Consider the following 24,706-nt stretch of genomic DNA (forward strand, 5'->3'; position numbering starts at 1 on the left):
AGACGGGCGCATGGAGCAGTCAACCGCGGGCCGGGCCGGGCCGCTTCGGGTCCTGCATGTGGCACAGCCCGCGGAGGGCGGGGTGGCCCGGGTCGTCGCCGACCTGGTGCGCGCCCAGCTCGCGGCGGGCCTGGACGTGCGCGCCGCCTGCCCCGAACAGGGCGGCCTGGCACCCTCGTTGCGCGGACTCGGCAGCGAGGTGCGCGCCTGGGAGGCGGGCCGGGACCCCGGACTCGCGGTGGCGTCGGAGGCCCGGCGCCTGGCCCGGCTGGTCGGCGAGGTGCGGCCCGATGTGGTGCACGCGCACAGCGCGAAGGCGGGGCTCGCGGCGCGGCTCGCGGTGCGCGGGCGCCTGCCGACGGTCTTCCAGCCGCACGCCTGGTCCTTCGAGGCGGTCACCGGGACGACGGCGGCGCTGGCCCGCCGCTGGGAGCAGTACGCGGCCCGGTGGAGCGCGCGGGTGGTGTGTGTGAGCGAGGCGGAGCGGCGCACCGGGCTGCGGGCCGGGGTGCGCGCCGCCTGGTCGGTCATCCCCAACGGTGTGGACACCGACCTCTTCAGTCCGGGCCCGGCCGCGCTCCCCGCGCCGGGCCCCCGGGAGTCGGGGGGCCGGCCCGGCGGCTCGCGGCCGGTGGACGCGCCGGGCCCGCTGGTGGTGTGCGTGGGGCGGCTGTGCCGGCAGAAGGGGCAGGACGTACTCCTCGACGCCTGGCCGCAGATGCTGCGCAGGCTGCCCGGGGCCCGGCTCGTGCTGGTCGGCGAGGGCCCGGCCGAGGAGCGGCTGCGGCAGGCCGCGGCGGCGACGGGCGCCGGGGCCTCGGTGTCCTTCCCGGGGGCGGTGGCCGATCCGGCGCCCTGGTACCGGGCGGCGGACCTGGTGGTGCTGCCCTCGCGCTGGGAGGGGATGGCGCTGGCGCCGATGGAGGCGATGGCCTGCGCGCGGGCTGTCGTGGTCACCGATGTCGGCGGCAGCCGGGAGTCGCTGCCGCCGGGCCATGTGCCGTACTGCCTGGTGCCGCCGGAGGATCCCGGGGCGCTGGCCCGCGCGGCGGTCGGTGTGCTCACCGACGCGCGGCTGCGGGACGCGCTCGCCCTCGCGGGGCGCCGTCACGTCCTGAGTTCCCACGATGTGCGGCGCACCGCCGAGCAGTTCGCCGACCTCTACCGCGAACTGCTCGGCATGCAGCGCACCGATCCCAGGGAGAACCGCACCCCGTGACCGCCGAAAGCACCGTCCCTCCGCCCGCCGGGCGCCCCCGCGGCGAGAGTGCCGCGCCCGGTTCCGCCTCCCGCAGCTCACTCGCCCTCGCGCCCCGGCCGGTGGCCGGGAAGCCGCTCGGCGGGACCGGCCGCGGCCCGGACCGCCGATGGGGCGGCCGGCCCCCGCTCCTGATCGTCGACATGCTGGCGGCACTGGTCTCCTCGGTGCTGCTCGGCGGCCCGGCGGCCCGGCCGCTGCCGACCGCGCTCCTGGTGGCGACGGCGGCGCTCGCGCATGCCCGCGCGCCCCGGCGCACCGGCCCGGCGCCGGGCGCCCTGGAGGAGCTGCCCGCCGTGTTCCTGCGCGCCGCGGTCTGCTGGTGCCTGACGGCGGCGCTGCTCGCGGCGCTCGCTCCGGCGCGCGCCCTCTCGCTCGCCACCCTGGGCGCGGCGCTCGCGCTGCACACCTCCCTCGGCTTCGCGGGCCGCACGCTGCTGGCGCGGCTGCGCACCCGCGCGGCGCTCGCCCACCCGCGCGCGGCCCTGGTCATCGGCGAGAGCGGCGCCGCCCGGCAGGTGGCGGCGGCGATCCTGCGGCATCCGCGGACCGGACTGCGCCCGGTGGGCCTCGTCGGCGCCCGGGAGACGGAGGCCGCCGACGAGGACGAGGAGCGGCCCGGGACCGAGCCGCCGCGGCTGCCGGTGCTGAACTCCCCCGAGGAGATCCGCCGCGCGGTGGTCCAGAACGGGGTGCGCGCCGCCCTGGTGGTGGGCGCCGACACCTGCGTGGCCCGGCACCAACTCCTCGCCCAGCTCGACGAGTTCGGCTGCGAGCTGTGGCGCATCGACACCGCGGGCGGCTACGCCCCCGCGACCGGGCACCGGCTCGCCGCCTTCCCCTGCGAACTGCTCGCCCCGGTGCGCGGCGCCCGGCTCAGCCTCGCCAAGCGCTCCCTGGACGTGGTGGTCTCCGCGCTCGCCCTGCTGGCGCTGAGCCCGCTGCTCGCCCTGTGCGCGGGCGTGCTGCGGCTGACCGACGGCCCCGGGGTGGTCTTCCGCCAGGAGCGCATCGGCCGCGACGGCCGCCCCTTCACGCTGCTGAAGTTCCGCACCTACCGCCCGGCCGACGCCGAGGAGTCGGCGACCCGGTGGAGCGTCGCCGGGGAGGCCCGCATCAGCCTGTTCTGCCGGTTCCTGCGCAGCACCAGCCTGGACGAGCTGCTGCAACTGGTGAACGTGCTGCGCGGCGACATGAGCCTGGTCGGCCCGCGCCCCGAACGCCCGTATTTCGTCGCCGAGTTCAGCCGCCTGCATCCGGGCTACGCGGCGCGGCACCGGCTGCCGGTCGGCATCACCGGCCTCGCGCAGATCAGCGGGCTGCGCGGCGACACCTCCATCGAGGACCGGGCCCGCTTCGACAACGCGTACATCGAGACCTGGTCGCTGTGGGGGGATGTGTGCATCCTGCTGCGCACGGTCTCCTCGCTGCTGCGCCGCACGGGAAGCTGAGGACGACGTGAGCCAGTGGGCCGCACCCCTGCCGCTGCCGGACCGGGCGGCGGCACTCGGCGCCTTGCGGCGGGCGGCACCGGTACTGCCGGTGGTGCTGCTGCTCGCCCTGGTGGCGCTGCCCGCGGGCGGTCCCTTCGGGGCGGGCGACGGCTCCGGCGGCACCCTCGCGGACGCGCTCTCCGCGGTGCTCGTCGCCGGCTGCGCGCTGCGCCTGGTGCGCGGGGCGCACCGGCCGCTCAGCCGGCTCGCGGCGCTGGTGCTGGGGCTGCCGGTCGCGGGCATCGCGCTGGCCGCGGCGGGCGCGGCCGGTACGACGGGCCTGACCGGCATGGTCCGCTATCTGCAGATCTTCGTCCTGGTCCCGGCCGCGGTGCTGCTCCTGGTGCGCGACGCCCGCGACTTCCGCCTGGTCGCCTGGTCCTTCCTCGGCCTCGCGCTGTGGCAGGGCGCGGTCGGCGTGCACCAGTACCTCACCGGCACCGGCGCCTCGTACATGGGCTCCGACGTACGCGCGGTCGGCACCTTCGGCCCGAACGACATCATGGGGATGTCCACGGTGGTCAGCTACGGACTGGTGTGCGCGGTGGGGCTCGCGCTCGGCCCGGGCGCCGCCGCTGCCGACTCCCCTTCTGCCGCGTCGACTTGGGAGCACTGGCGGCGGCCGCTCGCGGCGGGCTGCGCGGTGCTGCTCCTGGTGCCGCTGTCGCTGTCGTTCAGCCGCGGCGCGTGGATCGCGACGGTGGTGGCGCTCTCGGTGCAGCTCCTGATGGCCGGAGTACGGCGCGCGGTACGGGTGTTCGCCGCCGTCGCCGCGGCCGGGGTGGTGCTGGTCGCGGGCATGGGCGTCGGCTCGCAGCTGCTGAGCGAACGCGTCGGCAGCATCGGCCGGGTGACCGCGGCCCCCGACCAGTCGGTGACCGACCGGTACACGATGTGGGCGGCGGCGCTCGGCATGTGGCGGGAGCAGCCGGTGACGGGCGTGGGCCTCAAGCAGTTCCCCGCCGAACGCGACAGCCACGCCTCGCTCGCCCTCTCCTCCGGCAGCGATGTCGCGGGCGCGGGCACCGACTTCCACCGCCAGGCCCTGCTCTCCCCGCACAACATGTATCTCCTCGTCCTCAGCGAGCAGGGCATGCTCGGCCTCACCGCCCTCGCGGGCAGCTGGGCCGTCCTCCTGGTCCGGGGCCTGCGCCGCGCCGCCAAGTCGCGTCCCGGAAAAGGCAGTTCGCACCCGGGACACCCCGACCGGGCCCCCGCCAAGGACTGCGCCTTCGTCGCCTGCGGACTGCTCGTCTGGCAGCTCGCCGACTTCGTGTACGCGGACATCGGCGGCCCCTCGACCGTGCTGACCGCGGTCGTCCTCGGACTCGCCGCCTGGTGGGCCCTGGCCGACCGCGGCCCCCGGGAGGCGACCCGGTGAGCAAGCGGACCCGGCCCACCGCCGGTACGCCCGAGGAGGCCGCGACGGTACCCACGCCGCAGGGGACGGCGGCCACCGCGACGATGACGGCCCCGGCCACCCCTCCCCCCGGCACCGAAAGCACGGAAATCCCCGGCGCCGCGACCGGGAGCCACTCCCCCAACTCCCGTACCTCCGAGGGCACTTCCCCGGCCGCCGCTTCTCCCCCTCCCTCCGTCAACCGCCTCCTGGCCCGGGCGGCGCTGCTCACCGCGGTGTTCTCGGCGGCCGGTTCGCTGCTCGGCCTGGTGCGGGACCAGACCCTGGCGCAGCTGTTCGGGGCGGGTCCGGGCACCGACGCCTTCCTGGTGGCGTGGACGGTGCCGGAGCTGGCCTCGACGCTGCTGATCGAGGAGGGGCTGGCCTTCGCGATGGTGCCCGCGTTCAGCGTGGCGCTGTCGCGGCGGGCGCGCGGCGAACGGGCGGCCGGCGGCGGCGATCCGGTGCGCGCCCTGGTGGCGGCCTCCCTGCCGCGCCTGGCCCTGTGGCTCACGGGCGCCGGGGCCCTGCTGATCGCCACCGCGCCGCTGCTCGTGGACCTGCTGGCACCGGGCCTCGACGACCCGGGGCTCGCGGTGGACTGCACCCGGCTGACGGCGACCTCGCTGCTCAGCTTCGGGCTCACCGGCTACTGCAGCGCCGCCCTGCGCGCGCACCGCAGCTTCCTGGCACCGGCGACCATCTACGTGGCGTACAACACCGGCATCATCACCGCCCTGTTCGTCTGCGGCGGGCGCTGGGGAGTGGCCTCGGCGGCGGTCGGGGTCGCGGTCGGCGGCTGCCTGATGGTCGCGGTGCAGGCACCCTCGCTCTGGCGCCGCCTGCGCACCGGGGAGGCGGCACCCCCGGCCGCCCCCGGCTCCGGCGCCCAGACCGCCGAGGAGACATCCGTACCGCCCAACGGGGCCCGGCGCGGGGCGGGTTGGCCAGTGGACGGCGGGCTGCTGCTGACCGTGCTGCTGTTCGCGGCGGTGCGCCAGTCGCAGGTGTTCATCGAGCGCTTCCTCGCCTCCGGGCTGCCCGCGGGGGCCATCTCGCACCTCAACTACGCCCAGAAGATCTGCCAGTTGCCGATGGTGCTCTCGCTGATGCTGTGCACGGTCACCTTCCCGGTGGTGGCGCGGGCGGTCGCCGACGGGGACACCGAGGCCGCCCGCGACCGGGTGGAACGCGATCTGCTGCTGGCCGCCTCGGTGGTACTGCTCGGCGCCGCCGCGGTGGTGGCGAGCGCGCCGCAGCTGGTGCAACTCCTGTTCCAGCGGGGGGCGTTCACCGCCGCCGACACCCTGGCGACGGCCGGGGTGATGCGGGTGTACGCGGCCGGGCTGCTCGGGCACACCCTGGTGGGCGCGCTGATCCGGGCGTACTTCTCCGGCAACCGGCGGGCCTGGTACCCGGTCGCGGCGATGGCGGCCGGTGCGGCGGCGACCGGGCTGCTCGGCGCGCTGGCCGTCGGCCCCTTCGGGGTGCGGGGCATCGCCGCCGCGAACGCCGCCGGGATCACGCTGACCGCGGCGCTGCTCCTGTACGGCTGCACCCGTACCGTCCCGCTGCGCACCGGCCGGGTGGCCGCCGCGCTGCTGTGCCCGCTCGGCGGCGCGGTGGCCGCCGCGGCGGCCGGACTCGCCGCCGCGCCCCTGCTCGGCACCCTCGGCGCCACCGCCCCGGCAGCCGCGCTCGCCCTCCAACTCCCCCTGATCGCGCTGGTGTTCGCGGCGGTGACCTGCCTCCTCGGCCGTCGCGGCTTCCCGGCGCTCTCCGTACGCCTGCCCCGGCTCGGCCGCCCGGCACCGCACCCGGCGCGCACCGCCGACGAGCCGACCGCCACCGCCACCGCCACCAAAGACACAGACACAGACACAGACCCCGCCGACCGAAAGAGCGCCGATGTCCGTTGAACCGCAGCCGGGACGCACCCCGCGCCCCCGCCGGGCCGCCTTCGGGGTGCCCTGGATCGCCATGTACCACTCGGTGGGCAGCTGCGCCGACGACCCGTACCGCATCACCGTGAGCCCCGACCGGCTCGCCGAGCAGCTGCGCTGGATGCGGCGCAACCGGCTGCGGGGCGTCGGGGTCGGGGAGTTGCTCGCCGCGCGGGCCGCGGGCGGGGGCCGCGGTCTGGTCGGGCTGACCTTCGACGACGGCTACACCGACTTCCTCAGCCACGCGCTGCCGCTGCTGCGGCGCTGCGGATTCCGGGCCACGGTGTTCGTGCTGCCGGGGCGGCTCGGCGGGGTCAACGAGTGGGATCCGCTGGGCCCGCGCAAGCCGCTGCTGACCGCGGAGGGCATCCGCGAGGCGCATGCCGCCGGGATGGAGATCGCCTCCCACGGGCTCACCCACATCGATCTGACCGGCTGCGACGAGCAGTTGCTGCGCGCCGAGACGGTGGGCAGCCGCACCCTCCTGTCCGAGCTGGTGCGCGCCGAGGTGAGCGGCTTCTGCTATCCGTACGGCACCGTCGACGCCCGGGTGGCGGCCGCGGTCCGCAGGGCCGGGTACCGCTACGCCTGCGCGATCGACCCGGGCCGCCTGAGCGGGCCGTTCGCGCTGCCGCGGCTGCACATCGGGCAGCAGGACACCCCCTTGAGGATGGCGCTCAAGCGCAGGCTGCACCCGCTGCGCCGCCGGGCCCCGCGCGAAGAGGCGGCCCCGGTGTGAGGGCGCTGCACATCATCACCGGCCTCGGCGTCGGCGGTGCCGAGCAGCAACTTCGGCTGCTGCTGCGGGAGTTGCCGGTGGACTGCGAGGTGGTCACGCTCACCAACCCGGGCCCGGTCGCGGACGGGCTGCTCGCCGACGGGGTCCGCGTGGTCCATCTGGGCATGGCCGGCAACCGGGACCTGTCCGCGCTGCCGAGACTGACCGCGCTGATCGAGCGCGGCGGCTACGACCTGGTGCACACCCATCTGTACCGGGCCTGCCTCTACGGCCGGATCGCCGCCCGCCTGGCGGGCGTACGGGCCATCGTGGCCACCGAACACTCCCTGGGCGAAAGGCAGTTGGAGGGCCGCCCGCTGACCGGCGCGGTACGCGGCCTCTACCTCGCCGGGGAGCGCCTGGGCCGTGCCACGGTCGCCGTCTCCGCCACCGTCGCCGAACGGCTGCGCCGCTGGGGCGTGCCCGAGGGCCGGATCCACCTGGTACCCAACGGCATCGACGCCGGGGCCTTCCGCTTCGACGCCGCCGCCCGCCGCCGCACCCGGGCGCTGCTGGGCCTCCCCGAGGACGCCTATGTCATCGGCGGGGTGGGGCGGCTCGCGGCGGGCAAGCAGTTCGGCGTACTGATCGAGGCACTCGCCCAACTCCCGGCCGACTGCCGCCTGTTGCTGGTCGGGGGCGGCCCCGAGGAGGCCGCGCTCCGGCAGGCGGCACGGCAGCGGGGCCTCGCCGGCCGGGTCGTGCTCGCCGGGGAGAGCCCGCTGCTGCCCGCGCCCCGGGACGCTCAACGCCCGCCGCTGGGCGCCCTGTTGTCCGCGATGGACGTACTGGCCTCGCCCTCCCCGGAGGAGGCCTTCGGCCTGGCCGCCGTCGAAGGGCTCGCGGCGGGACTGCCGGTGCGCTACGCGGCCTGCCCCGCCCTGGAGGACCTGCCCCGGCAGTCCACCGCGGGCGCCGAACGCCTCGCCCCCGGCGCCGCCTCCTTCGCCCGCGCCCTCGCCGCGCTGCGGGCCGCGGGCCCGCGCCGCCTCGACGTACCCGGCGCCGTCCACCACTACAGCATCGCCCGCAGTGCCCGGCAGCTGACCGGCGTGTACGCACAGGCGCTGGCACCGACCAAGGGAGTGACCCGCTCATGACCGAACAATCCCCGCCCCGCCCGGCCGCCCGCGCCGCGCTCGCCCGTCTGCGGCGGCTGCCCGCCTGGTGGCTGCTGCCGGTGTGCGCCCTGCTCGGCGCGGTGATCGGCGGCGCGTACGGGCTGCTGCGCGCTCCCCAGTACACGGCGACGAGCTATGTCATCGCGGTCCCCGGCGACAAGGCGGATCCGGCGACCGCGCTCGGCTTCGCCCAGGCCTACGGCCGGGTCGCCACCCAGCTCGCCGTCCTCGGCGACGCCCAGGTCGAGGCGGGCGTCCCCGTCGCGACGCTGCGCGAGAGCGTACGGGCGGCCACCTCCCCCGACGCGCCGATGATCTCCCTGTCGGCCACCGCCGCCTCGCCGGGGACCGCCACCGACATGGCCAACGCGGTCGCCCGCGCGCTGACCGCCAACGCCCGCCTCACCAAGGACGCGATGCGGGTGCAGCTGGTGCAGTTCTCCCGCGCCACCGAACCCTCCTCCCCCGCCTCCGCCTCCGCCGCGGTGACCGCCCTGGTCGGCGCGAGCGCGGGCGGACTGCTCGGCGGCCTCGCCCTGCTCGCCCGGCCCCGGCGCCGCACCACGGTCGGGGAGAACGCCTCGGTACCGGCCCCGGCGGGCGAGAGCGCGCCCGCCGCCGAGCGGGCCGGTGACGCCCGGGCGGCCACATGAGCAGCGCCCTCGGCACCGGCCTGCCGCGCGCCGGCGCCCGCCGCGCCCCCTCCGCCGCGGCGGACGCCGCCGGGCAGAGCGCCGTCTTCGGCTGGTGCCGCACCCAGAGCGAGTTCGCGGCGCTGGCCCCGGAGTGGGAGCGCCTGTACGACAACTGCCGCAGCGCGACGCCCTTCCAGAGCCACGCCTGGCTGCACTCCTGGTGGCGCGCCTACGGCACCCGGGGCCGCCTGCGCCTCGCCCTGGTGCGCGACGGCGCGGGCCGGCTCCTCGCGGTGGCCCCGCTGCGGGCGGTGCGGTGGCCGGTGCCCGCGCTGGTCCCGCTCGGCAGCGCGGTCACCGACTTCATGGACGTCCTCCTCGACGACGACCACCGGGGCGCCGCCGCCGAGGCCCTGGTGCGCGGACTGTCGGCCGCCGCCCGCACCCGGCTGCTCGACCTGGGCGAGGCCCGGCCCGGCGCGGCCACCGCCCTGCTGTACGAGGCCTGGCCGGGCCCGCGGCGGATCCTGGACGACTCGGTGTGCCTGCAACTGCCCGCCGTACCGCTGGAGTCGCTGCTGACCCGGCTGGCGGCGCCGCGCGCCCAGCGGGTCCGCGCCAAGCTGCGCAAGCTGGACGCCCTCGGCATCGAGCAGCGCCCGGTGCCCGCCGCGGAGGCCGAGCAGGCGGTACGCACCCTGCTGCGGCTGCACCGGCTCCAGTGGCAGGGCCGCGGGGTGACCGCCGAGCATCTGCGGCCCCGGTTCGCGGAGCACCTGGTGGGCGCCGCCGGCCGGATGGTGGCCGCCGGGCAGGCCCGCCTGACCGAGTTCCGCCTCGACGGGGAGGTAGCCGCCGTCGACCTGAGCCTGCGCGGCCCCCGCCTGCGGGGCGGCTACCTCTACGGCGCCGATCCCCGGCTGCGGGAACGCAAGGCGGACGTCGCCACGATGCTGCTCCGCTCTGTCCTCGCGGACTGCCCGGACACCGGCGCCCCCGGCGGGATTCTGAGCCTGCTGCGCGGCGAGGAACCGTACAAACACCACTGGCGCCCCGACACCGCCGTCAACCGGCGCTATCTGCTGGCCAGTCGGAGCACCGCCCCGCTGCTCACCGCGGTCACCCTGGACGCGGCGGCCCGGCAGCGGGCACGGGCACTGCGCGCGGCCTGGCGGGAGCGGACCTGGGCGGCGCCGTGGGAGCGGGGGGAGCGGAACGGGACGGGGAAGAGGGCCGGTCAGCGGGCCCTGGGGCCTGAGGAGAAGGCGAAGGGGCCGGAGCAGAGGAGCAAGGCGCCGGACGCGCAGGGGCGGAACGGGAAGGGACGGAACGGGAAGGAGCCAGACGGCAAGGCGCCCGGCGGGAAGGCATCGGACGGGAAGAGGCCCGACGCGAAGGCACCCGTCCGTAAGGCACCCGTCCGTAAGGCGCCCGTCCGTAAGGCGCCCGTCCGTGAGGCACCCATCCGCGAGGCAGCCCTCCGTGAGGCACCGATCCGGCAGGCGCCGCCCCGGAAGGCGGGCGTCGAGGCGGCCTCCTCCTCACCGGCCCGGAGCGGGCAAGGCGGCGGGAAGTCCGCCGCTCCGGCGCCGCGGACCGCCCCGGATGCCGGAGCCGGGCGCGGGGCGGACCGTGAGAGCTGAGGCGGAGGAGGAGGCGGCGAGGGCGGCGGCGGAAGGGCCGAAGGCCAGGCGGGCTGCCGGGACCGGCGAGGCGCCCGGGGCAGACAGGGCAGACGGCGCCGAGGGGGCAGACGGGCGGCGCACACCCGGCACCGCTGCCGCCGCCCGCGTCTCCCCGGCCCCCGTTTCCCCGGCCCTCGGCACCCGGGCGGCAGTCCCCGGCGCCGGATCATCCGTCCCCGCCACCGGACCAGCGGCCCTCCCCACCGGACCAGCGGCCCTCGCCACCGGACCACCGGCCCTCCCCACCGGACCAGCGGCCCTCGCCACCGGACCACCGGCCCTCGCCACCGGACCAGCAGCCCTCGCCACCGGACCGACGGCCCTCCCCACCGGCTCAGCAGCCCCCGCCACCGCATCCGCAGGCCTCTCCACCGGCTCAGCAGTCCTCGTCGCCGAACCAGTCCCGCAGCCAGCCGGGCAGCCGGGACTCGCAGGACCCGTCGTCCTCCGGCGGGTCGGGGACCTCGGCCTCCGGCGGGTCCGGGATCTCGGGCCACTCCGGTTCCTGGGGCTCGCCGGGTTCCTCGGGTGCCGTGCCGCCGGAGACCACCGAGCGGTAGAGGGCGGCGGCGCGCGGATTCTGCCCGCACTGCCAGACGCCGTGCGGGCAGTAGTCGGTGATGGTCTGGTAGAGCGGCTTGTGGTCGCTCATCCAGTCGAGCATGCCGCGCATGTAGGCGGAGTTGTCACCGCCGCGGAACAGTCCCCACTCGGGGAAGGAGATCGGCTTGCGGTGCGCGGCGGCGAAGGCGGCGTGGTCGCGCAGCCCGTACGGCTCCTTGATCTGGTCCTCGAAGGACAGGCCCTCGGGCTGGTCGTAGGCGTCGAGGCCGATGATGTCGACGACCTTGTCGCCGGGGTAGCACTCGGTCCACGGGATGGCGTCCCGGCCGCGGGTGGCGGTGAAGTCGAAGCGCAGCTGCTGCCCGGGGACCATGCGCATGACGCGGACGATGCGGGTCCAGTACGCCTTCCAGGCGGCCGGGTCGGGGCCGCAGCGGTGCGAGTAGGTGGTGCCGTTCATCTCCCAGCCGGGCACCAGGACCGTGTCGGGGACCTTCAGCGCGACCAGGCGCTGGGCGAGCCGGTAGAAGTGCTGGTCGTAGGCGCCGGACGCGCCGCGGCGCAGCAGGGTGCGGACCTCTCCGTCACCGAGCCGCTCCTCGTTGCGTTCCATCATCGGGACGTTGACGACGAGCATCCGGTCGTTTTCGGCGCGGCGCCATTTCGCCCAGCTGTCGAGGAATCCGTGGCCGCCCTCGATGTTCTCCCAGCGGTCGCCGGGCAAGTAGGTGTGCCCGACCCGGATTTCGGCGCCGCCGAGCCAGCGGCTGAATTCGGCGATCCGCCGGACGCCCTTCTCGCCGTAGTCGAGATAGGCGCCCACGGCGGTTTCCGCGGCGGCCGGAGCGGGCGCGCCGCCGGGCGGTGCACTGCCCGGCGGTCCGCCCTCGGGCCCGGGCCCCGCGGCGGGCGCCGCCTCGCGGGCCGTACCCCCCGGACCGGCGCCGTCACCGCCGCCGACCGGTGTGAAGAGCGCGGCAGCCGTGACCAGCACGGCCGCGCATACCAGCCCGCCGGCCACCCGGCGCCGATGCTGGGATACGAGACCGTCGTGTGCGCGCATACCCATGCCGCTCCCTTTCTCACTGCCCGACCCTGCATTGTCCGACCCTGCACTGTCCGCTTTCCCGGTCGCCGTCACCCGGCACGACTCTCCCGGTTCTCGGTTTCCGCGGAGACGCTTTCCTGTTCCGCGTCCTGTTCATTTTCTTGTGCCACGCCGACTGACCCGACGTCATAAATATTTCTATTACGCCGATTGAGTTTCTGAAACGCCCTCCGCCCACCCTTTCCCTCTGCCGGGTGAGCAAATGGCGGGCTCGACGAGGAGGATCAGCCAGGTGCCGCAGTTCGACACCCGCGTACCCGCCGTACTGCTGCGGATCGACCGGAACCCCTTCCATCACGGCACCCTCGGTGCGGTGCGCTCGCTCGGCCGCGCCGGAATCGACGTGCACCTGGTGGCGGATCTGACGGGCAGTCCGGTCGGCCGCTCCCGCCATCTGCGGGCGGTGCACGTACCGCCGCCGCCCGACGCCCCGGAGGAGCGGATCGCGCGCGCCCTCGGCCGGCTCGCCGGGCGGCTCGCGCACCCCGCCGTGCTGATCCCGCTGGACGACGCGAGCGCCGTCGCGATCGGCCGCCGCCACCACGCGCTCGCGGGCCGCTTCCTGCTGCCCGGCATCCCGTCCGTACTGCCCGAGGAGGTCGCCGACAAGGAGCGCCTGGCGGGGGTCTGCGCCCGGCTCGGCATCCCGCACCCGCTGACCCTGGTGCCCGCCGACGCCCGGCAGGCCGCGGCCGCCGCCCGGCGCCTGGGCCTGCCCGTGGTCGCCAAGTGGAGCCGCCCCTGGCTGCTGCCCGCGGGCGCCGGACTGCGCAGCACCTGCCTGCTGCGCACCCCCGCCGAGGCCGCCGCCCTGTTCACCCGCGGCGCGCGGGCGGGCGGCAGCCTGCTCCTCCAGCGGTATCTGCCGCCGGGACCCGGCCGGCACCTCGACTGGTTCTTCCACGGCTACGCCGCCCGGGACGGCCGCATCCACGGCGGCGGTGCGGGCCGCAAGGAGCGCTCCTGGCCGCGCGGCGCCGGACTGACCGCGCTGGGCCGCTGGACCCCGGGACCCGAACTCGCCGAGGCCGCGGGCGCCCTCGTCGCCGCCCTCGGCTACCGCGGCATCCTCGACCTCGACTTCCGCTACGACCCCGGCACCGGCACCTACCACCTGCTCGACTTCAACCCCCGCCCCGGCGCCCAGTTCCGCCTGTTCGCGGACGCGGGCGGACTCGACGTGGTGCGCGCCCAGCACCTGGACCTGACCCACCGTCCGCTCCCGGCGCCCCGCCCGCGGCCCGGCCGGGTCTTCGTCGTCGAGAACTACGCGCCGCTCGCCGCCCTGCGCCCCGCGCGCGGCGGCCGCCGCGAGGGCGCCTGGCTCGCGGCCGACGACCCGCTGCCCGGCCTCGCCCTCGGCCGGCTGTTCACCCGGCACGCCGTGTCCAGGCTGGCCGCCCGGCTGCGCCGCGCCCTGCCGCCCCGCCCCCGGCGGGCACCCGCCGCGGGCACCACCGCCCTGGTGCCGGGCCAGGCGGGCCCCGGCGACCTGGAGTCCGCCCCTCGGGCCGGACAGGAGGACCTCCGCCCCGCGAAGAACCCCACGGAGAAGAACCCCACGGACCGGAACGCGGACCGGAACACGGACCGGAAGACGGACAGGAAGAAGGCGAGCAGTTGCTGACGCACGATCTGCTGGTGGTCGGCGCGGGACCCTACGGACTCTCGATCGCCGCGCACGCCGCCGCGGCCGGACTCGACCTCAAGGTCTTCGGCCGCCCGATGGACTCCTGGCGCAGCCATATGCCGCCCGGCATGCTCCTGAAGTCCGAGCCCTGGGCCTCCCACCTCTCCGACCCGGCGGGCGCCTTCGGCCTCGACGCCTACGCCGCCGCCCACGGGCTGAGCGCCCGGCACGGCGAGCCGATCGGGGTGGCCGAATTCGCCGCGTACGGGCTGTGGTTCGCCGAGCGCGCGGTCCCCGCCGTCGACGAGCGCCTCGTCCGTTCCCTGCGGCCGGTCCCCGGCGGCTTCCGGGCCACCACCGAGGACGGCGAGGAGGTCCGCGCCCGCACGGTCGCCCTCGCGGTCGGTGTGCTGCCCTTCGTCGATTTGCCCGGGGCGCTGCGCCCGCTCGGCACGGACGGCGCGCTGGCCTCGCACAGCAGCCACCACGGCGATCTGACGCGCTTCCGCGGCCAGGACGTCACCGTCGTCGGCGGCGGGCAGGCCGCCCTGGAGACCGCGGCCCTGCTCGCCGAACAGGGCACCCGCACCAGGGTCCTGACCCGCGCCGGGCAGCTGTGCTGGAACGACCTGCCGCCCGCCCTCGACCGCCCCTGGTGGCGCCGCGCCCGCTCCCCGCTCAGCGGCCTCGGCCAGGGCTGGCGCAACTGGTCCTACGCGCAGCTCCCGGGCGCCTTCCGCCTGTTGCCCGCCGAGCGGCGCACCAGGATCAGCGCCACCGCGCTGGGTCCGGCGGGCGCCTGGTGGGTGCGCTCACGCGTGGAGTCGGGGGTCGAGGTGCTGACCGGCCACGAGATCGTCCGCGCCGAGCCCGCCGGGGGCCGGGTGCGCCTGGAGGTCGCCGGCCCGGGCGGCACGCTTCGCCTGCGCACCGACCACGTCCTCGCGGCCACCGGCTTCACCGCGAGCAGCGCGCGGCTCGCCCCGCTCGACCCGGAGATCCGCGCGGCCCTGCACACCCTCGGCGACGGCTCCCCCGCCACCGGCCCGGGCTTCGAGTCCTCCTGCCCCGGCCTCTTCCTCGCGGGCCTGGTCACCGCCTCCGCCTTCGGCCCGTCGATGCGCTTCGTCTACGGGGCCTCGTACACGGCGGACCGGCTGGTACGCGGCGTGCGGCGCAGGCTCCGCCGGGGCGGGCCGGTACGGGTGCCGGGTCCGGCGGTGGGGGCCGAGGCGGGCGCGGTGGGGCCGGGCGCGATCGTGGTGGGTTCGGGCGCGGTGGGGTCGGGCGCGATCGAGGTGGGCGCGGCCGGAGCCCGTGCGGCCGGGACCGGGGCAGCCGGGGCGGACGACGGGCGCAGCCCGGCCGGAGCGGGCGCGGCGGGCTGAGCTGCGGTAGCGGGGGGGGCCGCCGGGGGGCGGGCAGCGCAAAGGGCCGGGTGGCCGCCGTGTGGCGGTCGCCCGGCCCTTCTGTCGCCGTACCCCTGTTACGCGGCCCGGCGGGAAGCGGCCGTACCGCGGCGGTAGAGGACTCCGCCGCCGATCAACAGTACCGCGCCCGCCGCTGCCGCGGTGGTGGTGAGCGCGCTGTCGCCGCCGGTCTCGGCCAGCACGGGCGCCTGCGGCTCGGGTGCCTGAGGCTTCGGTGCGGGCGGTGCTTCGTGATGGACCGGGGTCTCGGGCTGCGGCTCGGGCTTCGGCTTCTCAGGGGCCGGTTCCGAGTCGTTGACGCAGCTGTTGCCGACCGCCGGGTTGGCGACGCCGACGACATCAACAGTGTTGCCGCACACGTTCACCGGCACGTCGACCGGTACCTGGACGTTGTTGCCCGAAAGGACTCCGGGCGAGTTCGCCGCCGAACCACCGGCGTTCGCATCGGCGAACGCGGAAGCCGCGGGCAGGGACAGGACGCTCGTCGCGGCCGCGAGAAGTCCCACACGGAAAGCCTGTCGCACTCTGGTTGTCTTCCTGCTTGGAAAGATGGAGATACCGGCCCTGGAGCCATGAACCCGGACCGGGATCAAGGACGTTCATCGATACGCGGGGGCCAGCACCGCGGTGTTCCCACCGCGGCCCGGGCCGTCCGCTCGCAAGCCGCCGCGATCACCCGCGGGTGAGCACGGCTCCACAGCCGACGGTGACCGGCCCTCGGGGCCGGTCGTGCATCAACGATTCACTTGTTGACGCAGGTGTTGCCCGCGGCCGGGTTCAGCAGACCGATCACGTTGATCGTGTTGCCGCAGACGTTCACCGGGATGTGCACCGGCACCTGGACGACGTTGCCGGACAGCACGCCGGGGGAGTGCGCGGCGCCACCCTCAGCACCGGAGGAGGCCATCGCGGGAGCGGCGGCACCGAGGGCCACGACCACACCGGCGACGATCGCCGAGCTCTTCTTGATCATCTCGGAGAATCCCTTCTTTTCCTACGGGCATGTCGGGGTGACGGCGATACCGGGCGAGCACGTATGAACGGCCCGCACCATGACCCGCATTGAGAGAAACGACCGGCACCGGGAGAGGAAACCGCGCAGCACTTTTTCGCCCCGGCTTTCACCCGAATGCCGTCGATTGAAGGACGGAAGTCGACGCACAGCCAGAGCCCGGGCCAAAGGAGGCCAAAGGAGACCGAAGGAGGAGGGGGGTGGGAGGAGAGGTGGGGTGAGGGAGGAGGCGGCTGCCGGGGGGCGGGCGGCCGGGCGGCCGGTCAGCCCTTGGGCCAGAGGTCGCGCGAGGTGAGCGCGTTCCACTCCGGATCGGGCCGCCCCGGGACCGTTCTGCCCTGCCGGTACCAGCTCTCCAGCAGAGAGGAGTAGATCGGCTCGGGTGCCGCCCGCCCGGGGGGTCTTCGGCTCTCGGGGATGTAGCGCTGCTGCTTCCAGCCGCCCAGGGAATCGGTCATACGTCCTCGTCAGGTGGGGCCGACGACAAGCGGCCCCGCCCCGCTGCCGCGCCCTCCCGCCGAGGGAGACCCGCGGCCGCCGGGCGCCCTGCCGCACCGGGTCCAACGCACCAGCGGGACGCCGGACATGGGAAGCCGTTCGAACGAGGTACCGGAACGCGCAGAAGCCCAGCTCGGACCCGTACGCCCTACCCGTTCGGCCCAGCCGTCCCGCACCGCCCGCCACCGCGGCCACCTGCGGTTCCGACCCCGCCGCCCCGAGTTATCCACAGGCTGGGGACCCTCTCCCCACGAAATCCCGCTTCCCGTGCACTATGGGGCCATGACTCAGAGCAACAACCCCGGAACCCCGGGCCAGCCGCCCGCCGCCCCGGCAGGCACGGACACCACCATGCCCGACTGGGAGAAGCGCTTCCGCGCACCCCGCGTCTCCCTCCCCGACTGGGCGGAGGACGCCCCCGAGCGCGCCCTGTTCGTCTCCAACGCCACCGGCACCTACGAGCTCTACGCCTGGGACCGCGCCACCGGCAGCCGGCGCCAGGCCACGGACCGCGCCAACGGCACCACCGACGGCGTGCTCACCCCCGACGGCGAGTGGATCTGGTGGTTCGACGACACCGACGGCGACGAGTTCGGCATCTGGCGCCGCCAGCCCTTCGCCGGTCACGCGGAGGGCGAGGCCGGGCCCGCCAAGGACGCCGTGGCCCGAGGCAAGGACATAGAGGCGAAGGCCGCGGAGGGCAAGGACGCGGGCGGCAAGGACGAGGCGGCGGTGCCCGGTCTCGCCCCCTCCTATCCGGCGGGGCTCGCCCTCGGCAGGGACGGGCGCACCGCCGTGATCGGCCGCTCCACCGACGAGGACGGCTCCACCCTCCATGTGGCCCGCGCGGGCGCCGAGACCGTCGAGATCTACCGGCACCGCGAGTCGGCGGGCGTGGGCGACCTCTCCCACGACGGTTCGCTCATCGCCATGGAGCACACCGAGCACGGCGACGCCATGCACTCCGCGCTGCGGGTGATACGGCTCGACGGTTCCACGGTCGCCGAGCTGGACGACACTCGGGGCGGCACCGAGGAACTCGGCCTGGAGGTCCTCGGCTTCGCCCCCGTCGACGGCGACACCCGGCTGCTCATCGGCCACCAGCGCCGCGGCCGGTGGGAGCCGCTGATCTGGGACATCGCCTCCGGCGAGCAGAGCGACCTGCGGCTCGAACTCCCCGGCGACGTCTCCGCCGAGTGGTATCCGGACGGCTCCGCGCTGCTGATCGCGCACAGCTTCGAGGCCCGCAGCGAACTGTGGCGGTACGACATCGCCACGGCCGCCCTGATCCGTATCGAGACTCCCCCGGGTTCGGTGTCCGGTGCGACCGCGCGCCCCGACCACAGCGTCGAGTACCTCTGGTCCTCGGCCGCCGAACCGCCGGTGGTGCGCTCCACCGACGGCGGCGTGGTCCTGGATCCGCCGGGCATGAAGGCCCCGGCCTCCGTCCCCGTCGAGGACGTCTGGGTGGAGGGGCCGGGCGGCCGCATCCACGCCCTGGTCCAGCGCCCGGCCGGGGCGAGCGGGCCGCTGCCCACGGTGTTCGAGATCCACGGCGGCCCGACCTGGCACGACAGCGATGCCTTCGCCGCGGCCCCGGCGGCCTGGGTAGACCACGGCTACGCCGTCGTCCGGGTCAACTACCGCGGCTCCACCGGGTACGGCCGCGCCTGGACGGACGCGCTCAAGCACCGGGTCGGCCTGATCGAGCTGGAGGACATCGCCGCGGTCCGCGAGTGGGCCGTGACCTCGGGCCTCGCCGACCCGGACCGGCTGGTCCTCACCGGCGGCTCCTGGGGCGGCTACCTGACCCTGCTCGGCCTCGGCACCCAGCCGGAGTCCTGGACCCTCGGCATCGCCGCGGTACCGGTGGCCGACTACGTCACGGCGTACCACGACGAGATGGAAGCGCTGAAGGCGATGGACCGCACCCTGCTCGGCGGCACCCCGGAGGAGGTCCCCGACCGCTTCCGCGCCTCCTCCCCGCTGACCTACGTGGACGCCGTCAAGGCACCGGTCTACATCTCGGCCGGGGTGAACGACCCGCGGTGCCCGATCCGCCAGGTCGACAACTACGTCACCCGCCTCGCCGCCCGCGAGGCCGTGCACGAGGTCTACCGGTACGACGCGGGCCACGGCTCGCTGGTCGTCGACGAACGCATCAAGCAACTCCGCCTGGAGCTGGAATTCGCGGAGCGGCACCTGGGGCGGTAGGTCCACGGGCCCGCGGAGGCGGGAGGACGGGCAGAAGAGAGGAGAAGGGAGAAAGAGGAGGGGAGGGGATAGGGAGGAGAGGCGCGGCGCGGGGAGAAGCGGAGTGCCGGTGGGGAAGGGAGGGTGGCTGTGGGCCGGCACCGATGAGTTTCGCCTCCGGCGGCGGTCACCACCGTGAACGCACCGTACGTAGGAGGAGGCTCAACCTCATGCCGGAGCAGAGCAGCATCACCGGACTCGGGATCATCCTCGGCACCACCCGGCGCGACCAGCTCGTCGACTGGTACCGCGCCGCGCTGGAGCCGCTGGGGGCCCGCTGGCAGGAGCACATGCTCGTCATCGGTGACTCGGCGATCATCGGCTTCGACGAGCGCGACGACCTCGCGGACAAGGCCGCGGAACCCGGGCGGCACCTGATCAACATCACGGTGCGCGATATCCGGGAGACCGAGCGGCACCTGAACACGCTCGGGGTGACCTGGGTGCGGCCGGTCGAGGATGTCGGCGGCGGCTGGTTCTTCTCGACGGTCCTGGACCCGGTCGGCAACTACCTCCAGTTCCTCCAGGGGCCGGGGACGCCGTGAGGAGGTGGGACGGGGGACTGCCTGCCGGGAGTGGGTGAGGGGACCGGGTCGAGGGGGCCCGAGACGGGGGGTGAGGGGATCGCCTGAGTGTGGCGCGAGTCCTCCGGGGGGCGGGGAGGGGGCTGGGCTTGGGCTAGGTGGAGGGAGTCGGGCGGGGCGGGGTGTCCTGAGGTGGGTGCCACGTGTCCGGGGGGTGGGGTGGGGTGGGGCGAGGGAGGACGGGTGGGGTGGGGGTGGGGGGGAGCCCCCCGGAGGATTGCGAGCCCCCCGAGAACCCCGCCCCCACCCCGCCCCGTACCGTGGTGCTGTGTACCGGTTCCTGCTGACTCCCCGCTGGTGGGGGATCAACATCTTCGTCGTGCTGGCCATCCCCTTCTGTGTGCTCATGGGGTCCTGGCAGCTCGGCCGCTTCGAGGACCGCGTCGACGACCACCGCACGGCCAGCGAGAAGTCGGAGCGGGACAGCAAGGCGGCGCCCACCCCGCTCGCCGACCTGCTCCCGGTGGACAAGGACACCTCGGGACAGCGGGCGCAGGTCGAGGGCCGCTACGGCAGGCAGCTCCTCGTACCCGGCCGGAAGCTCGACGACAAGGACGGCTTCTACGTACTGACGATGCTGCGCACCGGCACCGGCAAGGCCCTTCCCGTGGTGCGCGGCTGGCTGCCGGGGACGGCGGATCCCCGCAGGGCGCCCGCCGCGCCGACCGGAGAGGTCGAGGTCACCGGCGCGCTCCAGGCCTCCGAGAGCGCGAGCACCGACGGGGTGAACCCGGCGGGCGGACTGCCCCCCGGCCAGCTCGGCATGATCAGCGCGGCCTCCCTGGTGAACCTCGTGCCCTACGACGTCTACGACGCCTGGGTCACCCTGGACCGCGCCGACTCCGGTATGCGGGCGGTCCCGGCGGCGGAACCGGAGGGGACCGGCCTCGACCTCAAGGCCTTCCAGAACCTCGGCTACACCGGCGAGTGGTTCATCTTCGCGGGCTTCGTGCTCTTCATGTGGTTCCGGCTCCTGCGGCGCGAGGTGGAGTTCGCGCGCGACGCGGAACTCGGGCTCCTCCCGGAACCCGGACCGCAACTCGAACCGGAACCTGGACCGGACCCCGAAGCAGCAACCCCCACCCCCGGCCCGAATCCGAGCACCGAGAACGCCCCGGCCGACCCCCGCCACGAGGCGGAGACCTCCCCACGCCACTGAGCGGACCCATGCCCCGCCTTCGGCAACGGACTTCACGCGCCCCTTTGAGGCGCCGTCCCCTGGGCCCCGCCTTCCTTCTCCCTCCTCCCTCCCCGCGCCCGGAGACCTCACTTGATGTAGCCGAACTCCGCCAGGCTCTCGGGGTGAAAGGTCAGCACGTTCTCGTACATCTCCGACAGGGTGCGGTCCGATGCGCCGGGACATCCTGGTCGAGTCGAGATCTTGTAGCAGCCGGTCTTGTCCTCGGCCCGGCGGATGTCGACGCGGAATCTCGTCCCGGATGCACGACCCGGCCGAACGCCCCGTGCACCGCGTGCAGTTGTGGCCGACCCTGGTGGTCCGCGCCTCCTGCGGGGGCGCGCCGGAGGAGGAGTCGGCGCCCGGCCGCTGATCGGTCACCGGCGGCTGCGCGGTCCGGGATCCGGTCACGCGGCATCCGGGCCGGTCGGTCGGGTCGATCGGCGGCCGGTTCGGGCCCCCGCCTCAGGACCCGGCCAGCACGCCCGTCTTGTACAGCGTGCCCGCGCAGGCGTTCGGGATGGTGGTCGACGCCGACGGGGCGCCCGGTTCCGCGACATGGGAGACCGCGACGCTGCCGCCGCCGTCGTCGGCCAGCTGTGCCGACATGCCGGTCTGGTCGGTGTTGCCGGGGCTGTCGGTGGGCGTCGGGTCGGTGGAGGGGCCGCCGGGGTCGCCGCAGGACTCGGTGGGCACCCAGGCGAACTTGACCTCGTAGGACATGCCCGGCTGGAGGACCAGCTGCCCCGCTTCCTGGGAGGGGTCGGGCAGTCCGCTGCCGTCGCCCGAGGTGTGGTCGACGACGTTGATCTTCCCGGGCTCCGCGGTGCCCTGGGCCGAGGTGAGGAGACCGCCGGGGCCGCCCACGGTGCAGTTGGACGCGGAGACGTTGCTGACGCGGAAGGTGCCGTAGACCCTGCCGGCGCCGTCCGGGCCGGTGACGCTGGCGGTGGCGTTGCCGAGTTCGGCGGAGCTGCAGCTGGGCGAGCTGACGGACATGGTGTTGTCCGGCTGCGGGTCCCTGCTGGGCCGGTCGCCCTTGTCGGTGCCGTCCTCGCCCTTGCCGTCGTCCTTGCCCTCGGAGCCCCGGCTGGCGCCGGAGCCGTCCGGCTCGGTGTCGTGGGAGCCCTCGTCGGGGCCGCGGCCCTCGCTGCTGCCGCCCTGGGTGTCCTCGCGGTGCCCGGCGAGGGAGGGGCGGTCGTCGGAGGCGCCGGGTGAGCGGGAGACGTGGATGACGGCGGGTACCGCGGTGCCGAGCAGGACCGCCGTGGCGAGCGCGCCGACCAGGGCCTGCCGCTTGCGGGCGGCGCGGGCGGGCACGGCGCGCCGCAGGTGCTGGAGGGTGCCGTCCCGGGGTTCGAGGTCCTGGACGGCGCCGTGCAGCAGGCGGCGCAGCGCCTCCTCGTCGGCGCCGGGCCGGTCCTCGTACAGGTACGGGAGGCCGTGGTCGCGGCGGGCGGCGAGTTCGTCGAGCGGGTGCCCGGTGTCCCGGCGGTCCTCCTGCGGGCCGTCGCCCCGGCTCGTGTCGTCGGAGCGTTCGCCTTCCCGGCTCGCCTCGTCGGAACGTTCGCCGTCCCGACGGTCGTCGTCCCGACGGTCGCCGTCCCGACGGTCGCCGTCCCGGAGTTCGTCGCCCCGGCGGTCGTCGTCCTGGTGGTCGTTCATGGTGCGGTTCCCGGCATGCTGTTCCTCGGCGGACGTGGATTCCTGCCCCTGGGACGTGCCGGAGGGCACTTCGGATCCCTCATCCTGCCCTCGCGCGAGGCCGCCGCCGGGCGGGGCGGTGCTCTCGTGCGGGGCGGTGTTCTCGTCGCGGTTCACCGGGTGGTCCTCGGGCCGGTTCATACGGGTTCCTCCATCGCGACGCGCAGTGCCGCGATGCCACGTGAACCATAGGCCTTCACGGAGCCCAGCGATATCCCGAGGGTGTCGGCGACCTGGGCCTCCGTCATGTCCGCGAAGTACCGCAGGACGAGGACCTCCCGCTGACGGCGCTGGAGTCCGCGCATGGCCTTGATGAGGGCGTCGCGTTCGAGCTGGTCGTAGGCGCCTTCCTCGGCGCTCGCCATGTCCGGCATCGGCTTGGAGAGGAGCTTCAGGCCGAGGATGCGGCGGCGCAGCGCGGAGCGGGAGAGGTTGACCACGGTCTGGCGCAGGTAGGCCAGGGTCTTCTCGGGGTCGCGGACGCGCTTGCGGGCGGAGTGGACGCGGATGAAGGCCTCCTGGACGACGTCCTCGCAGGAGGCGGTGTCGTCGAGGAGGAGGGCCGCGAGTCCGAGCAGCGACCGGTAGTGGGCGCGGTAGGTCTCGGTGAGATGGTCGACCGTGGTGCCCGCGGCGGCCTCGTCGGCGCCTTCGCGCTGGCCGGGTACGCGGGCGGGCCTCGTCGTCTGGGGCATGGGCGCGATCACCGGCATGCCGCCGGCCGCCGCCAGGCGGGGCCGGAGGGGCGGTCGGAGGGCTGCGCCGCTCGCTGTGAAGTCAAGTACCTCTGCCACGACTGTTTGACGCGCTGACCCCCGCGAGGGTTGTATGCGGCGCCGGTCACATCTGCCGCGTACCGTCCGGTCGCCTCTGTCGCCTGCCGTGCGGGGACGGTCGTCGCTCTTCGGCCGGGGTCCGCCGTTCGCGAGCCGGGGTTCGCGGCGGTCCGGGTCATGGCGTGCCGCGGTGCCTCGCATGCTGTCATCGGTACCAGCTCTTCCCCTGTGCCCCGTCGTCCGCGAATCCGTGCTGCGCCCCTGGTGCCAATGGGGGGTGACCGCGAAGACGCTCCGCGCCGGGTGTGCGGTTGCACGGGCGGGGAGTGAATTCCCGGGCGCCTGCGGGCCGGTTCACCGGCCGCGCCAGTGTTCGCGGGCGGGCGGCCCACCCCTGCGCCGCCCATGGTCAGTCCGTAGATCCTATAAACAATTCCGGGCGGCGCCAGGGATCTTCCGGCCCCCGGAGGTGAACGGCCCGCCGCGTACCGGTTCCCGCACGGTACGCGCACAAAGCGGGCGGTACGGAAACGGGGCGGACCGGGGCGGGAGGCCGGCCCGCGGGCGCGTCAGCCCGTCAACTCCGCGGCCACGAGTTCGGCGATCTGGGTGGTGTTGAGGGCGCCGCCCTTGCGGAGGTTGTCGCCGCAGACGAAGAGTTCGAGGGCGGTGGGGTCGTCGAGGGAGCGGCGGACGCGGCCGACCCAGGTGGGGTCGGTGCCGACGACATCGGCCGGGGTGGGGAACTCCCCCGCCTCGGGGTTGTCGAAGAGGACCACTCCGGGCGCGGTGGCGAGGATCTCGCGGGCCCGGTCGACGGTGACCTCGTTCTCGAACCGGGCGTGGACGGTGAGCGAGTGGGCGGTGACCACGGGCACCTGGACGCAGGTGGCGGTGACCGGGAGGTGGGGCAGCGAGAGGATCCGGCGGGACTCCTCGCGGATGCGCATCTCCTCGGTGGTCCAGCCCTGCTCGCCGAGGGCTCCGGCCCAGGGCACGACGTTGAGCGCGACCGGTTCGGGGAAGGGCCCGGTGTTCTCGCCGACGGCGCGGCGCACATCGCCGGGGGTGGTGCCGAGCGCGCTGCCCGCGACGAGTTCGAGCTGGGCGCGCAGGGTGTCGATGCCGGACTGCCCGGCCTCGGAGACGGCCTGGTAGGAGGAGACGACCAGTTCGCGCAGGCCGAACTCGGCGTGCAGCGCCCCGACGGCGACGATCATCGACAGGGTGGTGCAGTGCGGGTTGGCGAGGATGCCGCGCGGCCGGGTGCGGGCGGCGTGCGGGTTGACCTCGGGGACGACGAGCGGCACCTCGGGGTCGGCGCGGAAGGCGCCGGAGTTGTCGACGACGACGGTGCCGCGCTCCGCGGCGTGCGGCGCCCAGTGCGCGGCGACCTCTTCGGGTACGGCGAACATGGCGAGGTCGACGCCGTCGAGGGTGCCCTCGCCGAGCGGGAGGACTTCGCACTCCTCCCCGCGGACGGTCAGCTTGCGGCCGGCCGAGCGCGGGGAGGAGACAAGCCTGATCTCGCCCCAGATGTCCGCGTGCTGGGACAGGATCTGGAGCATCACGGTGCCGACGGCCCCGGTCGCTCCCACGACCGCGAGCGTCGGACGGCCCGTCATCGCGTACGGCCTCCGGTGCGGGCGCCCCGGGCG

The 24,706-nt window shown here is 75.3% G+C and carries 19 protein-coding genes and 1 pseudogene; 13 read left to right on the top strand and 7 right to left on the bottom strand.

From position 1 onward, the window contains the following. Window positions 1–10 precede the first annotated feature (10 nt). The 8 genes and pseudogenes from HFV08_RS10540 to HFV08_RS10575 all read left to right on the top strand — a co-directional run. Complete coding sequence (locus HFV08_RS10540; protein WP_168538176.1) at window positions 11–1,219, top strand: glycosyltransferase family 4 protein; 1,209 nt, start codon at window positions 11–13, stop codon at window positions 1,217–1,219. Further along, window positions 1,216–2,709 (top strand): exopolysaccharide biosynthesis polyprenyl glycosylphosphotransferase, encoded by a 1,494-nt coding sequence (locus tag HFV08_RS10545; protein ID WP_168538181.1) that lies wholly within the window; start codon window positions 1,216–1,218, stop codon window positions 2,707–2,709. The genes HFV08_RS10540 and HFV08_RS10545 overlap by 4 nt, the downstream gene beginning before the upstream one ends. A 7-nt stretch (window positions 2,710–2,716) precedes the next feature. Next, window positions 2,717–4,132, top strand: coding sequence for an O-antigen ligase family protein (locus HFV08_RS10550; protein WP_376770599.1), 1,416 nt, complete (start codon window positions 2,717–2,719; stop codon window positions 4,130–4,132). 83 nt (window positions 4,133–4,215) lie between these two features. Continuing rightward, on the top strand, window positions 4,216–6,069 hold the full coding sequence (murJ, locus tag HFV08_RS10555) for a murein biosynthesis integral membrane protein MurJ (protein ID WP_168538510.1): 1,854 nt from the start codon (window positions 4,216–4,218) through the stop codon (window positions 6,067–6,069). Beyond that, window positions 6,059–6,832, top strand: coding sequence for a polysaccharide deacetylase family protein (locus HFV08_RS10560; RefSeq protein ID WP_246341647.1), 774 nt, complete (start codon window positions 6,059–6,061; stop codon window positions 6,830–6,832). The genes murJ and HFV08_RS10560 overlap by 11 nt, the downstream gene beginning before the upstream one ends. Next, the gene (locus tag HFV08_RS10565; protein WP_168538185.1) at window positions 6,829–7,971 is read left to right on the top strand and encodes a glycosyltransferase; all 1,143 of its coding nucleotides are present in this window, start codon (window positions 6,829–6,831) and stop codon (window positions 7,969–7,971) included. The genes HFV08_RS10560 and HFV08_RS10565 overlap by 4 nt, the downstream gene beginning before the upstream one ends. Further along, a complete protein-coding gene (locus HFV08_RS10570) occupies window positions 7,968–8,645 on the top strand; it encodes a YveK family protein (protein WP_168538187.1) in 678 nt (225 codons plus the stop codon). Before HFV08_RS10565 ends, HFV08_RS10570 begins: the two co-directional genes overlap by 4 nt. Further along, a pseudogene (locus HFV08_RS10575) lies at window positions 8,642–9,823 on the top strand (GNAT family N-acetyltransferase); the annotation flags it as partial. The gene HFV08_RS10570 and the pseudogene HFV08_RS10575, both read left to right, overlap by 4 nt. 865 nt (window positions 9,824–10,688) lie before the next feature. Here HFV08_RS10575 and HFV08_RS10580 read toward each other — a convergent pair. Continuing rightward, entirely contained in the window at window positions 10,689–11,945 is a 1,257-nt protein-coding gene (locus HFV08_RS10580) for a glycoside hydrolase family 26 protein (protein WP_246341648.1), read from the bottom strand. A 271-nt stretch (window positions 11,946–12,216) separates the two neighbouring features. On the opposite strand from HFV08_RS10580, the gene HFV08_RS10585 reads away from it, so the two are divergent. Together HFV08_RS10585 and HFV08_RS10590 are read left to right on the top strand one after the other, a co-directional pair. Further along, entirely contained in the window at window positions 12,217–13,611 is a 1,395-nt protein-coding gene (locus HFV08_RS10585; RefSeq protein ID WP_312885503.1) for a carboxylate--amine ligase, read from the top strand. Then, window positions 13,608–15,002, top strand: coding sequence for an FAD-dependent oxidoreductase (locus HFV08_RS10590; RefSeq protein ID WP_210430163.1), 1,395 nt, complete (start codon window positions 13,608–13,610; stop codon window positions 15,000–15,002). The genes HFV08_RS10585 and HFV08_RS10590 overlap by 4 nt, the downstream gene beginning before the upstream one ends. A 98-nt stretch (window positions 15,003–15,100) precedes the next feature. Here HFV08_RS10590 and HFV08_RS10595 read toward each other — a convergent pair whose 3' ends face one another. The 3 genes from HFV08_RS10595 to HFV08_RS10605 all read right to left on the bottom strand — a co-directional run bounded on the left by HFV08_RS10595 (window position 15,101) and on the right by HFV08_RS10605 (window position 16,514). Beyond that, window positions 15,101–15,550, bottom strand: coding sequence for a chaplin (locus HFV08_RS10595; RefSeq protein ID WP_312885504.1), 450 nt, complete (start codon window positions 15,548–15,550; stop codon window positions 15,101–15,103). A 236-nt stretch (window positions 15,551–15,786) separates the two neighbouring features. Further along, complete coding sequence (locus tag HFV08_RS10600; protein WP_168538191.1) at window positions 15,787–16,017, bottom strand: chaplin; 231 nt, start codon at window positions 16,015–16,017, stop codon at window positions 15,787–15,789. A gap of 302 nt (window positions 16,018–16,319) precedes the next feature. Then, window positions 16,320–16,514 (bottom strand): hypothetical protein, encoded by a 195-nt coding sequence (locus HFV08_RS10605; RefSeq protein WP_168538193.1) that lies wholly within the window; start codon window positions 16,512–16,514, stop codon window positions 16,320–16,322. 322 nt (window positions 16,515–16,836) lie between these two features. On the opposite strand from HFV08_RS10605, the gene HFV08_RS10610 reads away from it, so the two are divergent. The 3 genes from HFV08_RS10610 to HFV08_RS10620 all read left to right on the top strand — a co-directional run bounded on the left by HFV08_RS10610 (window position 16,837) and on the right by HFV08_RS10620 (window position 20,550). Then, window positions 16,837–18,768: a S9 family peptidase gene (locus HFV08_RS10610; RefSeq protein ID WP_376770600.1), complete on the top strand. Its 1,932-nt coding sequence runs from the start codon at window positions 16,837–16,839 to the stop codon at window positions 18,766–18,768. Between the two features lie 209 nt (window positions 18,769–18,977). Further along, complete coding sequence (locus tag HFV08_RS10615) at window positions 18,978–19,352, top strand: VOC family protein (protein WP_168538195.1); 375 nt, start codon at window positions 18,978–18,980, stop codon at window positions 19,350–19,352. A gap of 307 nt (window positions 19,353–19,659) precedes the next feature. Continuing rightward, window positions 19,660–20,550, top strand: a complete 891-nt coding sequence (locus HFV08_RS10620; RefSeq protein WP_168538197.1) for an SURF1 family protein — start codon at window positions 19,660–19,662, stop codon at window positions 20,548–20,550. A 483-nt stretch (window positions 20,551–21,033) separates the two neighbouring features. Here the strand turns inward: HFV08_RS10620 and HFV08_RS10630 are convergent, their stop codons facing one another. The 3 genes from HFV08_RS10630 to HFV08_RS10640 all read right to left on the bottom strand — a co-directional run bounded on the left by HFV08_RS10630 (window position 21,034) and on the right by HFV08_RS10640 (window position 24,673). Further along, on the bottom strand, window positions 21,034–22,413 hold the full coding sequence (locus HFV08_RS10630; RefSeq protein WP_246341650.1) for a hypothetical protein: 1,380 nt from the start codon (window positions 22,411–22,413) through the stop codon (window positions 21,034–21,036). After that, window positions 22,410–23,066: a SigE family RNA polymerase sigma factor gene (locus HFV08_RS10635; RefSeq protein ID WP_078844952.1), complete on the bottom strand. Its 657-nt coding sequence runs from the start codon at window positions 23,064–23,066 to the stop codon at window positions 22,410–22,412. The genes HFV08_RS10630 and HFV08_RS10635 overlap by 4 nt, the downstream gene beginning before the upstream one ends. Window positions 23,067–23,617: 551 nt before the next feature. Next, window positions 23,618–24,673 (bottom strand): aspartate-semialdehyde dehydrogenase, encoded by a 1,056-nt coding sequence (locus tag HFV08_RS10640; protein WP_168538203.1) that lies wholly within the window; start codon window positions 24,671–24,673, stop codon window positions 23,618–23,620. Window positions 24,674–24,706: the final 33 nt, after the last annotated feature.

The organism is Streptomyces physcomitrii, assembly GCF_012273655.1.
Lineage (GTDB): Bacteria > Actinomycetota > Actinomycetes > Streptomycetales > Streptomycetaceae > Streptomyces > Streptomyces physcomitrii.